Below are 15,544 nucleotides of genomic sequence, written 5' to 3'. Positions count from 1 at the left end.
AGTTTTTATTAGCCGAGCTCGCTGAGAGAGAAGAGCCTATGAAACTCAGGGGGTAGAGTTAGAGTAAACTTGTTATTTAACGATATAATAGTAATTTATCTACATCTTCGCAGGAACGCACACAGTGTTCATGAGTGCCTCCTGAATTCCTACATTGTTGATAGCACCGTTCAGCTGATGAGTGTACTGTTTGCATGTGATAGGGATTACCCCAGGAACAATAGTTATAACAATAATTAGGCATCCCACCATTTTGGATGCATGCTAAAAAACATTGTAGTTGTTGATTTGTGCTACTATAAGGTGCCGCTTGGATTATACTGTTAGGCACTGTAGGTGATGTATGTGGATATGATGTATGCACAGGATGTTGTTTTGGAAACGAATGACATGCCTCATAACAAGCATCGTGAGGCCATCCTTTTTCCATGCAAAGTTCCATACATTCTTCATAAGTTGGGGCACGGTAATAAAACGGATAATACAAATATAATCACTCCTTTTTTCTTATTCTAGATATTTTATTAAGTTGTATACTTTATGATAATTGTCCAACCATAAATAGGTAGTTGGCTACTGAATATGGAAAAGTTTATGATGTTGTAGAATTTAAGAGTGTACCCACCAGATTTATGAAGTAATAAAGGAGTTCCCTTTCAGTATCATAACTTAAAAGGTTTTGACAACGTTTTGACGATGTGATAGTATCAATGTATCAAACGGTGTCATAACTTAGATTCATTAGTTAGCGCCGAAATGGAGCTGATACGAATGAAATACGGATACGCAAGGGTAAGTACAGTTCATCAGGACTTAGAAGCACAGATTCAAACGCTAGAGAAGGAAAGTTGCGATACAATTTATTCAGAGAAGTTCACCGGTACTAAAGCTGATCGGCCTAAGTTTAAGGAATTGCTATTGAAGCTGGAGTCAGGCGATACGTTGGTAGTTACTAAGCTGGATCGCTTCGCACGTTCAACTGTCGATGCAATACATACTGTACGAGAACTATTTGAAAAAGGTGTAAAGGTTCACGTGCTAAACATGGGGCTGATAGAGGATACACCGACAGGACGTTTAGTATTCAATGTCATGAGTGCGTTCGCTGAATTTGAACGTGACATGATTGTTGAACGAACGCAAGAAGGTAAAGCTATCGCTAAACAACGTGCAGACTTCAGAGAAGGCAGGCCGAATAAATATAGCAAAAAGCAAATTGAACACGCATTAGGCTTATTAGATAAGCATTCATATACGCAAGTCGAAGGAATGACCGGAATCAGTAAAAGTACACTAATACGAGCAAAAAAGAAAAAAGAGTCGGAAAAATAATTTCGGCTTTTTCTTTTTGTTCGAGAAAATATTCAGTACCCCGGGGGAGGGCAAATCTGGTGAGGGGCTGGCAGGCGCTCGTAACGTTCCGCCAGAATTTTTAAACTCGGGGGGGCTACACAAAATATAAGAATTTCAAGGCAATCGATACTAAATCGGTTGCCTTTTTCTATTTCACGAAGAAAGGGGAGCGAAATGATGGCGAAGTTAGACGAGTTAAAACAGAAACTTACAGCTAAACAAATTCAAGCGGCGTACCTGCTTGTAGAAAACGAGTTGATGGAATCGAACAACGAGGAAAAAAGGACTCAGGACGAAATGGCCAACGAGTTAGGCATAAATCGGACAACGCTTTGGGAGTGGCGAACTAAGAACCAGGACTTCATCGCATTCAAGAGTGAAGTGGCGGATAGTTTTCTAGCAGAGAAGCGCGAGCAGGTGTACAGCAAGTTAATGCAGTTAATTTTAGGGCCACAACCGAGTGTGAAAGCCATGCAATTGTATATGCAGCGATTCGGTTTACTGACTGATAAGAAAGTAATCGAGGGTGATCTAGGAAATGCGACCCGTACAAATGCGGAAATTGAAGAGCAGCTTCAGAAATTAAAAAAATTGACAGGCGAGTAAAAGGAGGGCGGGCTACATGGCATATATAGACGGTAAATGGTTAGCCCGTCAAGAACGTCAGGAACGTATCAATCTTGTAGCAGAAAGGGCGAAGAAATTACAAGAGTTGTACGAAACTGGTGAGGCTACAGAATATTACATGGATACACTACTTGCTGACATCGATGAGTTAGAAAAGTTAAAAAGGGTGCACCGTGGAGAACATGACATGCTGTACTTCATGTATGAGTATTTCTCTGAAGAAGGAAATCCAGGGAATCCAGATAACTTAATCCCTGCCGGAGTAACGATGGATGATGCTGCAGAGTTTCACCAAACGTTATGTGAGCTATTAGATGACATCACAACAGGTAGGGAGAAAAAGAAAAAAGTAGCATGGAGTGTAGGACGTGGTCATGCAAAAACCGCTTATCTGAGTAACGGTTATTTGTGTCATCAAGTCGTGTATCGATTAAAGCAATACATTGTTTTGATATCCGAGACTTCCGATGTAGCCGGTGACTTTATATCCTGGGCGCGTGATCAGTTAAAATATAACGAAAAATTACGCGAGGATTTCGGAATCTTACTTCATGAGCAAAAAAGCCGAAATGAAGTAGATAACGACAAAGAATTTGTGACTTTAACAAACACGAAAGTCGAAGCAAAAGGTATAGGGACACAGGTACGTGGTTTACGTCACGGTTCAAAAAGAGTTCAGCTCTACATTTTGGATGATTTGGAGAGTAAAGAAAATACCGCGACGGTTGACTTGATTGCCAAAAACAAACGCTGGTTCAAAGAAGAATTGCTTCCAGGTTTAAGTCGTCAAGAAGGTGCCTGTATTTATATGGGTACCATCGTTTGTTACGACAGTTTATTGCATCATGTAATTAAAAACCGTCGTGATTTCGTATCAAGATCATTTCCGGCAATCCTAAAATGGTCAGAGCGAGAAGATTTATGGCAAAAATGGCGTGAGATTCGTCAGGTGGATGAAGAGGGCGCTTCTGATAAAGCTCATGAATTTTACGAACAAAACAAAGAAGAAATGCTTCGGGGAACAAAAACGTTATGGCCATCACATTTCCCTTACATTGATTTGATGGAAATCAGGGAAGATGACGGAACAAAAGCGTTTAACCAGGAGTATCTATGTAACCCGACTGATGAGGAAAGACAGATATTTAAACCTAAATATTTCACGTACTGTACTGAAGATGATTTAAAAGATAAAAAACTTTTGTATTACGGTGCGGTTGATTTCGCAATGGGAAAAGAAAAAGGTGACTACAGCGTAGTAGTTACACTTGCCAAAAACGTGGAAACAGGCACGTGCTACATTATCGATATTTTTATGGAGCGTGTGCATCCAAATACGTTGTTAGAAAAGGCTGTAGAATACACGCTGGCATATCAATATGAATCAATCGCAGTAGAGGCACAACAAGCACAGGAGTGGTTTGCTGAGAAAGTTGGGGAAGCGTTGCAGAAGAAAGGATATCCGTCATCGACTCGTTTAAAACAAATTAAGCAGCGTACACGAAAAGCACTACGTATTGAGTCGTTATTACCAGATATACAGAGCGGTAAATTACGTTTTATGAAACATTTACGTGCTTTATTGGAGCAATTTGAAATGTATCCGATGCATCCGCATGATGACGGTCCGGATGCAGTTCAAATGGCTTTTTCTATTGCATATAAACGTGCAAGACGTAAAGCGGGAACTACAGGAAATTCAAGATATTGAGAAAGGAGGGGCTTGAATGAGAGTACAGGGTGATCGTAATTTTATGAATCCAGTGGAAATTGTAATGCCAGTTCGTACCGCGCTTGGTGATTCTGAGTGGGCACGAATGATGGCCGAGGTTCGTTTGTATGAGCGTTATGAAGGAGACTTAAACGTATGGTCTGATTATAAAAAACCAGACAATCTCGACTACGAACCTACGAAAATACAACTTGATTATCCTCAAAAAATTGTAAACATGATTGCAGCGTGGCAATTTGAAAAAGAACCGAAAGTCACAGTTCCTCCGGATGTGATAGACGATCCAGCTCTTATGATTCAATCAGGATATGAGCCTAGTGAAGAGCAACAACGCGAAAACAGTAGAGCGAAGGCAAAGGAACGGTTATTAACATGGGTTTGGGATGACAACCGAATGCATGAGAAGTTATTAGCAGCAGCGAAAGACCGTGCTATTTCAAAAACTGGTGTGTATGCCCGTCTTCACTACGATAAACGTCGTGGTGAATTTAAGGTTATTTGGCATCCATCGACGGAAGTTATTGCGAAGTATAGCGACTGGGATATAGATCAGCTGGAAGAAATTCATTTTATCGCATGGCTTGACGAGGAACAAACGAAAATGTGGAAGTTATCGTATTACTTAGTTTGGCGTAAAGAAACTGGTGAGTACGACTGTGAAATTGAAGAGGCGATATACAACGGTGACTTAGAAAAACAAGAGGATAGGGTTGAGCGCTCATCAATGGGTATTGATTTTATTCCTGTAGTACCAGTACCGACTGAAAAACTAAGTAAACGTACTACGGGTTATAGTGAACTTGAAAAAACAATAAAGTTGTCTGAGGAAATTGATAAAAAAATGTCTGATTACTCGGATGCATTACGTTTTGAAATGTTTGCTATTACCTTGCTGACGAACGTAGATGAGGATCCGAAGAATCCACTTCAAGTAGCACCAGGTGCGAAATGGGATTTAGGTGACGGCGCTGAAGATGCAGGTGAACCAAGCGCTAAAAAGTTGGAAAGTGGATTCCGATTTAAAGAAACCATTGAAGCGTATCTGGACCGATTGCAAAAACGCCTACATGAAAAAGCAGAAGTACCAATGGTGAATACGGCTGAGATGAATACAGGTGGTATAAATGACATGGCCGTGCAGCTTTTATTCAGTAATATCATTTCGAAAACACAACGCTCATGGGTTATATGGCAATCACGCCTCCAAACCTTAAATGAGTATATTTTGCGTTATATGAAAGCAAGACAAGATGATCCAAAATTCAAATATGATAAAGCGATGTTAGCAAAAGTAGATAACTATTATGCTAGCAAGATTATTTTCGGTTTACCGTTACCACAAGATCAAAAAGCACTTATCGAACAGTTAGGAGATGAAATTTCTAACGAAATCGAATCAATTAAAGGTGCTATTACGAGAAGTGGTAAAGAAAATGCGGAACAAAAGTTCATGGAGATTATGCAAGAGCGGATGTTGAAACGACAGTCTCAGGATCCGTATAACGAAAAGTAATACTTGCCTTACGAAATGGCGCTATAAACTTTCGGAAATTATAGCCGACAGGCTCAAAATGGAGGATTTGCAAATGGAATACGCAAAACAAGCTACAGCATTAAATTTTTTTGTAGAACAAGTACAAAAAACACCTAAGTTCCCACTTCGATTAAATCTTCAGTTTTTCTCTGATGGTGGCGGTTCTGGAGATGATCCAGACAAAAAACCTGGAGATACTGACGACCCGTCAAAAACTTTTACGCAAGAAGAACTAGACGAAATTGTTAAGAAGCGCTTAGAACGTGAACGTAGTAAATCCGCTGAGAAATACGGTGACTACGATAATGTAAAAGCGAAATTAGCAGAATTTGAAAAGGCTGAAGAAGAGCGTAAAAAGCAAGAAATGACAGAAATTGAACGTTTGCAGGCTGAAAAAGACGAAGCTGACAAAAAGGCACTAGAAGCTTCTGAAGCAGCGCAAAAAGCACAAGAAAAAGCAAATACACGTATTCTAAATACGGAAATTAAGAGTATTGCACGTGCTTTAGATGCGAATGATCCAGGTGACGTATTGGCGCTTTTAGATAAGTCGACTATTCAACTTGATGAGAGTGGTAATTATCAAGGAGTTGAAGAGGCTGTTACTGCGTTAAAAGAAAGTAAACCTTGGATGTTCAAGAAAGTTGTGGGGGCAGATGCAGCTGGTGGCGCGAATCCAGGAACAAATCCGAGAGCGAATGAAATTCTTGCTTTAGAAAAAGAGTTGGAAGAAGCGAAAACAAAAGCGTTAAAAGATTCAAAGTATGCAGGCGAGGTAACACGTATTTATAACAAGTTGTTAGAAGCAAAATCGAAGAAATAACGTATCGTTGATTAAAAGTCAGCGGTATTTTTATTTAAATAATTTGAGGGGGCTACAAATATGCCAGTACCAACTACGTACGAATTTCAACAACAAGTAAGACAAATGCAAGCGAATGTGGATTTAATTCTCACGAAAGCACCTGTTCTTTTCGGGTTAATTGGTGTAGGAGACGCTTTAACACAAACTAAATTTGAATGGCAGAACGACTATTTAAACTCTGATACAGGTATTGTGAAAACAGCCGCATCTGTTGGGGATACGGACCTAGTTTTAGAAAAAGGCGAGGCTCGTAAATTCACTGAAAATGCTCTGGTACAAAACGGCTTAGAAGTGCTACGTGTAGTAAGTGTCGATGAAAACGCGGATAAAATCACTGTGCAACGTGGTTACGATAGTACGAAAGCGGAGGCAATTACAGCTGGTGGTGAATTAAAAGTCATAGCAAGACCGAGACCAGAAGGTGAAGATGCTTTCCGTAAGAATGAGATCAATGACCGTTTAGTGTCACATAACTTCTCACAAATCTTTTCAAGATACGCATCTGTTTCACGTACACAACAACAAGTGAACACATACGGCGTATCAAACGAATTAGATTATCAAGTAAACCTGCGTTTACAAGAGATGATTCGTGAAGCTAACACTTCTCTAATCTATGGTCGTAGAAATGTTGGCTCTCCAACACAACCGCGTACTACAGGTGGTTTATTTGCATTTGCGGGTATTGAAGGTTCTCATAAGCAAGACTTTAAAGGGAACGAAATTGCGGCAAAACCTTTAAATGACGCTGTAGAACAAGTATTTACTCGAGGTGGTTCAGCAAATACGATTCTATGTGGACCGAATATCGCACGACAAATCACAAAACTTGGTGGCGATACAATTCGTACTACGCGTCAAGATACTACGGCAGGTTACCAAATCTTATCGTTTGTATCGGATTTACCAGGTGGAGCGATTTCTAGTGTTGTAGTTGATTTAAATATGCCTAAAGATCGTGCGTTACTTCTTGATACAGAAAAAGTAAAGGCACGTTACTTAACTCCAATTTATGATCAAGATGCTACACCAAATGGTGCTGACTACTTCTCTCGTGTCATTCGTGGGGAATTTGGATTTGAAGTTAAGAATGCGAAAGAGTCTATCGCTGTTCTTGAAAATATCTCTAAAACAATGGCTTAAAAGGTAGCGTGTATGCTACCTTTTTTGTATTTTGAAAGGAGTTTTATGCATGTCTATTTCTGAAAATCAAGCTCAGCGGTTAAATAAATCGATGCCGATTGCAAAAGAAACGTCGCTTGGCACTATTATTAAAGATTTACAAGACAAAACAAGTCAGATTCCTAAAAAAGTCGATAAACAGGCGGATAGTACAGCGACTGACGTAGCGGGTGTAGTAAAAGACTTAAACGCCCTTATTGCAAAGTTAAAAGCTGCAGGAGTTATGACGCCTTAACAAAATCACAGTGACGGAGGTGACACCGAATGAAGGTGTCGGAAAGACTGGAGAGTCGGTTAGCAAAAGTTCCAAAAGTAACTCCGGAGGACATCGGAAATTGGTTGTCTGAAGCCGAAACTGAGTCAGAGTTAACTGAAAAAGTAAATGCGAATGCTGTTTTTTATCTTGCGTTGTCATTTGCTTATGAATCAATTGCAGCAGACGCAGCGCGCTATTTTTCTTATACAGATGGTGAAGAATCGGTTGATAAATCGATGATCTTTGCGAATTATAAGAGGTTATCAGCGGACGCGCTTAAAAAATACAGGAAGTATCGACGTGGAAAAGGTACTCATCAAACATTTGCTAAGCGTGCAGATGGGAGATGATTACATGAGCGATTCTCAACAAGAGATGGATGCAGCGCTCGATACCATTTCCGAAGAATTTAAAGAGGAGCACGAAAAACAAGTTTCTGATACTGTAAAGGCCATTATCCTAATACGTTTGTTTTTAGTTGATTTATTAAATGACTATCAAAAGGATGGAATCGTGAAGCGTAGTAGGTTAAATTCGTTATTACGAGACCTTACTTTATACGAAAAAGAATTTCGTAAACAAGCAGAGCGGTCATTCCATACATTGATTGAAAACACATCGAAGTGGACCACATCAAAATTATCAGAGGCAGGTTTGGACGTGAAATCTATAACTGCGGTAAATAAGCAAATTATTCAAGGGGTTATAAAAAGACCTGGTGAAGATGGCTTAGTTCTGTCTGATCGTGTATGGAATTTATCTGGAGATATGAGAGATCGATTAAGTAGTGTCATTCGTCCATCTGTATTAAAGGGCGAGAGCATTACAATGATTTCTCAAAAGATAAAGGAAGTACACGACAATGAGAAATGGAAGGTTGAGCGTGTAGCAATTTCTGAGAGTACTAACACGTACCGAGCAGCTATTATACAGAATGGATTAGAAAGTGAAATTGTGACAGGTTATCAAATTATTGATAATGGCCATCGCCACAGATACCACTCAAAGCATATGTGTTACAAGTTAGCGAGACGTGATGCATACGGTTTAGGAGCTGGAAAGTATCCGAAAAATATTCCGGAAAGTCTAATGAATCAATTAATATGTCCACATCCACAATGTTCTTCACGGCTGAACTACTTAATAAGTGAGGAGGTGTAGCAATTGCTTACTGAAGATGATATTAAAGAGATTCGCGAAAATCGTGAAATGATTGAGCAGGGACGTAGAGAACCGGTGATTTTATACATTAAAGGGGTTTCTGAAAAAGATCCAATTACAGGAGAAGAAATTCAGGGTGCCGCCCGAAAAGAAACTGTTCAATTAGTTTGGAAGAAATTCACGTCAGTGGAAAAGACGAAGTTCGCTGATCTCGATGTTAAAAAAGGAGAGGCGCTTGTTACATTTCCTCTTAATGTGGACTTAGAGAACATTGAAAAAATTGAACATAAAGGTGTTTTTTACGTTATCGAACTTATCGATGAACGAGGGCTTGGTGGCGTAAACCGTCGTGAGGTCATTGTAAAGAGGGTGATTTGATGAGAATCAGAGTTGTTGTTAAAGGAAAATCAAATGTGTTAAAAGCACATAACCCTAATAGATACAAAACACCAATTGAGCAAACGGTAGAAAAACATACACGCTTACAAGCTAATCAAGCCTCTAATCGAGCACCGATATTATACGGTCCTTTATCTGAAAGTATTCCTGCAAGTGTAAAGATGGTAGTCGGTGCGAGAATTATTGGTACGTATGGATCTCCTCTTATTTACGCAGCGGTACAAGAATTTACGCACAAAACCAAAAAAGGCTTTATGCGTAAAACAGCATTTGAAGGTGAGCAACCATTTGTTGAGGATATAAACAAAACTGTTCAACGTGTAGCAAAGGGGCATTAATTATGTTGAATGATGTAATGTATTCATTAAAAAAGTCGCTGGACGTTTTTGCACCTACTACATGGATATACGATGGTGTTTCTGTATCAGGAAAAGACAAGCCTTTTATTACTATCGAGGATTTGTCAGGTAAAATTGATAGATTTTCAAAAGAAAATTTCTCGCGAGATCATCTTATCCAAGTAGGTGTTTATGCGGATAAAGTTTTTGACAGGAATGATTTGCAAGATAAATTAATTAACCGATTCGAAAAGGGTTCAATTGACTTGTACGATACAAGTAAAAAGAATCCAGAAAGAATTGGTTTTTTTAATGCTAAAGTAAAGGATTTTGAACCACTGTCTCAAAAAGACGTTGAGATTTTAACAGCGAAACATTTGAGTTTTATTACTATAACAATCAGAAATTAGAGGGGGACTAAAAATGGCAGAAGTGAAAAAAAGTAATGCACCTGAGTTTAAAGGTGCTGAAACACTTTACTTGATTGACATTCCGCAACCTGATGGGAAAACTACAAAAACAGTCCGATTTTTTAACCAAACGTCAGGTTCACGGTCAATTGAGGCTGGAGAAATCGAGTTGAAAACGAAAGATAAGAGTGGATCTGATTACGGTGACGTAACACAATCCGCTAGTATTGAAGGGATTTGTACTGAAGGTGACGAGGGACTTGATTATGTAGAAGAAGCAATTCTTAATAAAGTTTTAGTAAGAATTCATGAAGTTAACCTACGTAGTGCAACCGCTTCTGAGTTTAAAGTTAAATCAGGAACATACATGTTGAATAGTTTGGAACTTTCTCATGAAAATGAGGAGTACTCAAAGTATTCTATCGGCTTAAAATTAAATGGAAAGATTTCTAAAGGGACGCTTAATAAAGTACCTAACGGCGCGCCAACTGGTGACGTAGCTACTCCTGAAGCGTAATAGTAAGTCTATTTACTATTAATTAAGAATGTTTATGGGGGGAGATCTTTGGATATATCTAAAATCGAAAAAATTGCAATCGCATCTTCAATTCTTTCAACATTCGGAGAGGATGCATTGGCTCCTCACGTTGATTTAAATCGTTTATCAGAATTATGTGAGGAATCGACTCGAAATTCAACAGCGAGACAATGTGGTGAAGCGACAGTTAGTGTTTTAAATAAGATTATTGATAGCTTGTCAGAGGAGGGTGAACAATGAAGCTAGATCAACAAGAGCAAGCGGTTATTATAGGCAATACAATTATGATGCTTGGTGGGCATGAAGAGGTAACTAATTATGTTGATCCTAAGAAGTTGGCCAAAGTAAGTGATATTCACAATGAGCTATACGATAATACAACCCCGCGTGAGCGAAGAGAAGCAATGATTAGTTTGCTTAATAAAACAATGGATGAATTTGTGGAAAATAAATAATTGAGATCTGAATAAGCGTTCATATAGATGCTTTTTTATTTTGAACAAAAAATAATTGGAGGTAATTATTATGGCTGAAAAATCATATACGCGTTTCGTAATTAATGGTAAAGAACAAGAACTGAAATTCTGTTTACAAGCACTGAGGTTATTAGATGAAAACGGTGGGCCGATGCAATTTGTTTCTCAAACCATGCAGGGCGGAATTACTAATTTCACGGATGTGGTTTATTACGCACTGATTCATACAAATGAGGGAATCACGTATGAAGCAGTACAGAAAGAGATTGAAAATATGTTTAATGCAGAAAAACTAGACCTTGATGAAATTCTAAAGTACAACAAAGCAGTTGTATTAAATAGTTTTTTCTTCCAGAAGACGGTGAAGAAACTTCTAGGGACAATGACAGCGGAACAACAGAAATCGTTCGAGAACCTGTACGCATAAATATTGATGAATTGCAAGGTGAGTGTTTTCGTTTTTTTAATATGACTACCTTGCAATCTTGGCGTATTAGTCTCAAGGAATATCACCTTATGTTGAACGGATATAAGGAACAACTACTTGATAAGTACGAGTTCGCAAGTGTACAAGCTTTGTTTAATCGGAATGCTCAAAGTGAAAAAATCAAGTCATTAGCGGATATATATACACGTCCAGAAAGTGTTCGTGATATTGAAAAACAAGCAAATGAACGGAAAGAAGTAGTTGAAAAAATTCAAAGGAACGAATCGTTCTTTGATCAAATAGAATCGATGATTAGAAGTCAAATAAAAGAAGAGGAAGGGTAGGTGAGGTGAATGAGCCAGAACAAGGTAGAAACTCAGGTGATCGCGGACATATCTAATTTAATAAGTAACCTTGGACAAGCTACACAAGCATGGAATACATTTTTTCAACAGATTAGTAGACCACCTCCTATCCCACCGGCTCCACAACCGCCGTCACCTCCACCATTACCACCAGCGCCACCAGCACCGCCGCCTCCTGATTATTCAGGGTGGCGTGCTAGATTTCAAGAAGTAGGTAATCAAGCAATTGAAATGGGCCGACGTGTACAGCAAACAGGGCAAACAATGCAAAATGCATTTGGTCCTGCAGCTGCAGCGTCGGCTTTTGCTTTAGGGAGTATGATTCAAAAGTCACGAGAATTTGAATCACAAACTCGTAAAGCGGCGGTTTTAACTGCAGGTGACTACGGTCAAGTAAAGAAAGCAATTCTTGATATGGCAAAGGATTCTGTGTATTCAACAGGGCAGGTAGCAGCGGCTTTTGCTGAAATGGGTGCGAAAGGTTTTGATTCGGCCCAGGCAACGTCCGCATTACCTGGTGTGTTGAGTGCAGCGGCTGCGTCAGGCGAAGACCTGGGGATGGTTGCTGATACGATTACGTCAGCTTTAAACTCATTTGGTATGGAGGCAAGTCAAAGTACACATGTTGCTGATGTTCTAGCAACAGCCGCAAACGCAACGGCTGCAGGTGTAGGGGATATGCAATACGCTTTTAAATATGCGGCGGGTCCAGCAGCTCAATTAGGCATATCGATGGAAGAACTAGCGGCTTCTGTTGGTATTATGTCAAATAGCGGTATTAAAGGTGAGACCGCTGGTACAGCATTACGTGCATCTTTACTACGTTTAGTTAAACCACCAAAAGCAGCAGCAAATGAGTTAAAACGGCTTGGCGTATCTATTACGGATCAACAAGGTAATATGAAACCATTGTCTCAAATTATTGGAGAATTAAAAACGGGAATGGAAGGTATGACAAGTGCACAAAAAGGCGCGGCGTTAGCAACAATATTTGGGACAGAAGCTGTATCAGGTATGATGGCACTTGTAGCAGCGGGGCCTGAAAAGATTGATGCTTTAACACAATCCTTAGTGAACTCGGACGGTGCTTCTAAAAAAGCTGCGGACTCCATGCTTGAAGGATGGGCCGGAGCACTGACGAAAATGGAATCCTCTCTTGATGCTGCAGCACGTGCATTTACTGATGCATTAGCTCCTGCATTAATGGCCGTAGCTGGAGTAGTAGAAACCTTGGCAAACGCGTTTATGAAATTACCAGCTCCCGTGCAGACGGTGATTGCTTCCGTAGTAGCATTTACTACGGCTTTTTTAGTTATAGCAACGGTAGCGGGTATTGTTATTAACGCAATTGGAGGAGCAATAATTACTATCGGCAAACTAATGCTTTGGATGTCAGGAACATCAAAAGCAGCAGTAATGCTTCGGGCTGCTTTATCAGCATTAAGAGCCGGATTTGCTTTGTTGTTAGGACCGGTTGGTGCGGTTATTGCAATTCTAAGCTTAGTGGGGGTAGCGCTAGTTCAACTTTACAAACATAACGAGACTTTTCGAAATGCCGTTAACAGTGCGTGGGAATCTATAAAAAGTGGGACAGTAGCGGCGGTTGAAGCTATGAAATCTGCTATTGATTCTTTAGGTTCTTATCTTGGGACAATACCGGAAAAATTTTCAGCAATGGGTACAGCAATCGGCGCAGCATTAGAGGCAGGGTTAATTAAAGCGGGTCAAGTGTTTTCTGGTTTTGCAACAGCTGTAGAGATTTCGCTAGCTGTAATAAAATCGAAATTTAGTGCATTTGGTCAGGGGATAAGTGGTGCGTTTAGTTCAGCAATATCAGGACTTAGTTCAGCATTTGCTGGAATTGGATCAGCTCTTTCTCCAGTAATTAATTTTATCAAAATGTCTTTCTCCTCAATAGGAAATACGATAGCCACTTTAACACCATTAATTGTACGTTTAGGTTTATCGTTTTTAGGTGTTTCAGGCCCCGTAGGATGGGTAATAGCTATTGTAGCTTCTTTAGGTGCTACGATATTTAAATTGATAAATACAAATGATCAAGTGAAGTCTGCTTTTATGTCGGCTTGGCAGTCTATACAATCAATTTTTAGTTCTGTGAAGTCTGCGATTTTGCCGGTTGTTCAGTCGATAGCTCAAGGGATTACACAAGCATTTGCACCACTTGCTCCTGAATTTGCGAAAACCGGACAAGTTATAGCAGAAAGTTTCGCGACACTTGGACCTGCTCTTTCTGAGCTAGGTACGGCCTTTGGTGAGCTAGGTTCTACAATAGCTAGTTTGTTTAGTGAAGTAGTACAAGCTGTAGTACCGATAGCACTCGACTTATTCCGTTTGTTTGGAGAAACAATACAAGCTGTAGTACCTTTAGCGTCTGATTTATTTAAACTTTTTGGGCAAGTAATACAAGAAGTAATGCCTATGATTACTGAATTAATTCAGATGTTTGCTGATACGACAATAGAAATTATGCCATTGATAACAGAGGCTATACAACAAGTAGCTCAAATTTTTACTGAGCTAGCATCTACAGTTTTACCGATATTCGCTCAAGCTTTTCAAACGGCATTCCCTATTATTTTACAAGTAATCCAGACGATGTTTAGTATAGCAGGAATGCTGATTCAAGGATTTGGAGAGGTCCTATCTATCATAGCGACATCAGTAATTCCGATTATTCTCCAGGCGGTACAAGCGGTCTTCCCAGTAATAGCTGGGATTATTGCTGCTGCGATTTCCGTTGCGATTCCGATTATTCAATTATTAGGTCAGGTAATCTCTATCATAGCGACTACAGTTATTCCTTTAATTTTGCAAATAGTCCAGGCGGTTTTCCCGGTAATAGTTTCGATAATTCAAGCGGCGATTCCCGTAGCTACTGCGATACTTGAAGGCCTAGCAACAATAATAAAAGGCGTAGTGATCCCGGCGATTCAATTTATTTTGTCGATTGTCCAGACAGTTTTTCCCGCTATTATGGGCGTAATAACCTCTGCTATTGGGATAATCACCAATATAATAAAGCTTTTCACTTCAGTTTTAAAAGGGGAGTGGAGTGGAGCGTGGAACGCGGTGAAAGGCATTACGTCGAGTGTGATGTCATTAATCGGAAATATCATCCAAGGGGCAATAAATTTAATTTCTGCGGTCGTGACTGGTGGGCTAAATTTAGTGAAATCTATTTTTTCTAGTGTTCTATCAGCGATAGGTTCTCTAGTAAGCTCAATTTTCTCGGGGATAGGCTCGGTTATTTCATCTGTTATGAATGCAGCTAAGTCAGCGACATCTAACATCCTAAATTCTATCTATAACACAGTGACTCAAATTTTTGGCAATGTAAAGTCATTCCTAAGCGGAATCGATTTAGGAAGCATAGGAAAAAATATGATGCAGGGGCTTTTAAACGGAATAAGCTCTATGGCTGGGGCTATTTGGGACAAAATTACGGACATCGGAAATGGAATTAAAGATAAAATTTCAGGACTTTTATCGATTCACTCACCGAGTCGTTGGTTCAGGGATTTCATTGGTGTCAATATGATGAAAGGGTGGATTAATGGTATTGATGCAATGAAAGGCGCTGTACAAAGAACAACCGAACAAATGACTGAATGGATGAAACCGGAAGCTCTACAAGTAGAGACTGTATATGGAATGCCAAGAGGACTTGGTGCGTACCAGACAGCTAAGCCACAAGCAAGCTCAGGAAATGCGGATTCCGGAACTGCTTCAAATTCTACAGCTAGTGAAAGACAACCCGCGTATATTAATATACAACTTGGTAGACAAGAGTTTAATAGGTTCGTTGATGATATTACTGGAGAGCAAGAAGCTGTGAAAAAACGGAAAGATGTATTTTAAAG

18 protein-coding genes are annotated in these 15,544 nt (G+C 39.6%); all 18 read left to right on the top strand.

Annotated elements, in window-relative coordinates; all coding sequences use genetic code 11:
• Positions 1-771 precede the first annotated feature (771 nt).
• The 18 genes from EBQ15_RS08490 to EBQ15_RS08405 all read left to right on the top strand — a co-directional run bounded on the left by EBQ15_RS08490 (position 772) and on the right by EBQ15_RS08405 (position 15,542).
• Complete coding sequence (locus tag EBQ15_RS08490) at positions 772-1,332, top strand: recombinase family protein (RefSeq protein WP_000873660.1); 561 nt, start codon at positions 772-774, stop codon at positions 1,330-1,332.
• 198 nt (positions 1,333-1,530) lie between these two features.
• Positions 1,531-1,959 carry a phBC6A51 family helix-turn-helix protein gene (locus EBQ15_RS08485; protein ID WP_001086032.1) on the top strand — a complete coding sequence of 143 codons (429 nt, stop codon included), beginning with the start codon at positions 1,531-1,533 and terminating at the stop codon, positions 1,957-1,959.
• Positions 1,960-1,975: 16 nt separating this feature from the next.
• Positions 1,976-3,691, top strand: a complete 1,716-nt coding sequence (terL, locus tag EBQ15_RS08480) for a phage terminase large subunit (RefSeq protein ID WP_000323344.1) — start codon at positions 1,976-1,978, stop codon at positions 3,689-3,691.
• Between the two features lie 16 nt (positions 3,692-3,707).
• Positions 3,708-5,225 (top strand): phage portal protein, encoded by a 1,518-nt coding sequence (locus tag EBQ15_RS08475; RefSeq protein ID WP_001265880.1) that lies wholly within the window; start codon positions 3,708-3,710, stop codon positions 5,223-5,225.
• A gap of 73 nt (positions 5,226-5,298) precedes the next feature.
• Positions 5,299-6,069 (top strand): phage scaffolding protein, encoded by a 771-nt coding sequence (locus tag EBQ15_RS08470; protein WP_000455459.1) that lies wholly within the window; start codon positions 5,299-5,301, stop codon positions 6,067-6,069.
• A gap of 60 nt (positions 6,070-6,129) precedes the next feature.
• Positions 6,130-7,254: an SU10 major capsid protein gene (locus EBQ15_RS08465; RefSeq protein WP_001145080.1), complete on the top strand. Its 1,125-nt coding sequence runs from the start codon at positions 6,130-6,132 to the stop codon at positions 7,252-7,254.
• A gap of 49 nt (positions 7,255-7,303) precedes the next feature.
• The gene (locus EBQ15_RS08460) at positions 7,304-7,528 is read left to right on the top strand and encodes a head fiber protein (RefSeq protein ID WP_000027967.1); all 225 of its coding nucleotides are present in this window, start codon (positions 7,304-7,306) and stop codon (positions 7,526-7,528) included.
• A 29-nt stretch (positions 7,529-7,557) separates the two neighbouring features.
• Positions 7,558-7,899 carry a hypothetical protein gene (locus tag EBQ15_RS08455; RefSeq protein ID WP_000868478.1) on the top strand — a complete coding sequence of 114 codons (342 nt, stop codon included), beginning with the start codon at positions 7,558-7,560 and terminating at the stop codon, positions 7,897-7,899.
• Positions 7,900-7,903: 4 nt separating this feature from the next.
• Complete coding sequence (locus EBQ15_RS08450; RefSeq protein WP_001285265.1) at positions 7,904-8,710, top strand: hypothetical protein; 807 nt, start codon at positions 7,904-7,906, stop codon at positions 8,708-8,710.
• A gap of 3 nt (positions 8,711-8,713) precedes the next feature.
• Positions 8,714-9,088 carry a hypothetical protein gene (locus EBQ15_RS08445; RefSeq protein ID WP_000954642.1) on the top strand — a complete coding sequence of 125 codons (375 nt, stop codon included), beginning with the start codon at positions 8,714-8,716 and terminating at the stop codon, positions 9,086-9,088.
• Positions 9,088-9,447 (top strand): hypothetical protein, encoded by a 360-nt coding sequence (locus EBQ15_RS08440; protein ID WP_001222698.1) that lies wholly within the window; start codon positions 9,088-9,090, stop codon positions 9,445-9,447. Before EBQ15_RS08445 ends, EBQ15_RS08440 begins: the two co-directional genes overlap by 1 nt.
• Before the next feature lie 2 nt (positions 9,448-9,449).
• Entirely contained in the window at positions 9,450-9,857 is a 408-nt protein-coding gene (locus EBQ15_RS08435; protein ID WP_000930922.1) for a hypothetical protein, read from the top strand.
• Positions 9,858-9,870: 13 nt separating this feature from the next.
• Complete coding sequence (locus tag EBQ15_RS08430; RefSeq protein WP_000852563.1) at positions 9,871-10,374, top strand: phage major tail protein, TP901-1 family; 504 nt, start codon at positions 9,871-9,873, stop codon at positions 10,372-10,374.
• A 48-nt stretch (positions 10,375-10,422) separates the two neighbouring features.
• The gene (locus tag EBQ15_RS08425) at positions 10,423-10,635 is read left to right on the top strand and encodes a hypothetical protein (protein ID WP_000355285.1); all 213 of its coding nucleotides are present in this window, start codon (positions 10,423-10,425) and stop codon (positions 10,633-10,635) included.
• Positions 10,632-10,850: a hypothetical protein gene (locus tag EBQ15_RS08420; RefSeq protein ID WP_000762728.1), complete on the top strand. Its 219-nt coding sequence runs from the start codon at positions 10,632-10,634 to the stop codon at positions 10,848-10,850. The genes EBQ15_RS08425 and EBQ15_RS08420 overlap by 4 nt, the downstream gene beginning before the upstream one ends.
• Before the next feature lie 70 nt (positions 10,851-10,920).
• A complete protein-coding gene (locus tag EBQ15_RS08415; protein ID WP_000818630.1) occupies positions 10,921-11,298 on the top strand; it encodes a tail assembly chaperone in 378 nt (125 codons plus the stop codon).
• Positions 11,299-11,387: 89 nt separating this feature from the next.
• Positions 11,388-11,642, top strand: coding sequence for a hypothetical protein (locus EBQ15_RS08410; RefSeq protein WP_000931850.1), 255 nt, complete (start codon positions 11,388-11,390; stop codon positions 11,640-11,642).
• Positions 11,643-11,678: 36 nt separating this feature from the next.
• A complete protein-coding gene (locus EBQ15_RS08405; RefSeq protein ID WP_001999819.1) occupies positions 11,679-15,542 on the top strand; it encodes a phage tail tape measure protein in 3,864 nt (1,287 codons plus the stop codon).
• Positions 15,543-15,544 lie beyond the last annotated feature (2 nt).

Source organism: Bacillus sp. 2D03, assembly GCF_003946765.1.
GTDB classification, from domain to species: domain Bacteria; phylum Bacillota; class Bacilli; order Bacillales; family Bacillaceae_G; genus Bacillus_A; species Bacillus_A cereus.
Note: the sequence above shows the minus strand (reverse complement) of the source record. Positions and strands in the feature narration are given on the sequence as shown.

Excerpts from the sequence above, each read along its gene's own strand:
- EBQ15_RS08415 (WP_000818630.1), top strand. The coding sequence starts at position 10,921 with ATGGCTGAAAAATCATATACGCGTTTCGTAATTAATGGTAAAGAACAA.
- EBQ15_RS08410 (WP_000931850.1), top strand. The coding sequence starts at position 11,388 with ATGTTGAACGGATATAAGGAACAACTACTTGATAAGTACGAGTTCGCA.
- EBQ15_RS08435 (WP_000930922.1), top strand. The coding sequence starts at position 9,450 with ATGTTGAATGATGTAATGTATTCATTAAAAAAGTCGCTGGACGTTTTT.
- EBQ15_RS08420 (WP_000762728.1), top strand. The coding sequence starts at position 10,632 with ATGAAGCTAGATCAACAAGAGCAAGCGGTTATTATAGGCAATACAATT.
- EBQ15_RS08475 (WP_001265880.1), top strand. The coding sequence starts at position 3,708 with ATGAGAGTACAGGGTGATCGTAATTTTATGAATCCAGTGGAAATTGTA.
- EBQ15_RS08460 (WP_000027967.1), top strand. The coding sequence starts at position 7,304 with ATGTCTATTTCTGAAAATCAAGCTCAGCGGTTAAATAAATCGATGCCG.
- EBQ15_RS08465 (WP_001145080.1), top strand. The coding sequence starts at position 6,130 with ATGCCAGTACCAACTACGTACGAATTTCAACAACAAGTAAGACAAATG.
- EBQ15_RS08450 (WP_001285265.1), top strand. The coding sequence starts at position 7,904 with ATGAGCGATTCTCAACAAGAGATGGATGCAGCGCTCGATACCATTTCC.
- EBQ15_RS08485 (WP_001086032.1), top strand. The coding sequence starts at position 1,531 with ATGGCGAAGTTAGACGAGTTAAAACAGAAACTTACAGCTAAACAAATT.
- EBQ15_RS08455 (WP_000868478.1), top strand. The coding sequence starts at position 7,558 with ATGAAGGTGTCGGAAAGACTGGAGAGTCGGTTAGCAAAAGTTCCAAAA.
- EBQ15_RS08440 (WP_001222698.1), top strand. The coding sequence starts at position 9,088 with ATGAGAATCAGAGTTGTTGTTAAAGGAAAATCAAATGTGTTAAAAGCA.
- EBQ15_RS08490 (WP_000873660.1), top strand. The coding sequence starts at position 772 with ATGAAATACGGATACGCAAGGGTAAGTACAGTTCATCAGGACTTAGAA.
- EBQ15_RS08470 (WP_000455459.1), top strand. The coding sequence starts at position 5,299 with ATGGAATACGCAAAACAAGCTACAGCATTAAATTTTTTTGTAGAACAA.
- EBQ15_RS08430 (WP_000852563.1), top strand. The coding sequence starts at position 9,871 with ATGGCAGAAGTGAAAAAAAGTAATGCACCTGAGTTTAAAGGTGCTGAA.
- terL (WP_000323344.1), top strand. The coding sequence starts at position 1,976 with ATGGCATATATAGACGGTAAATGGTTAGCCCGTCAAGAACGTCAGGAA.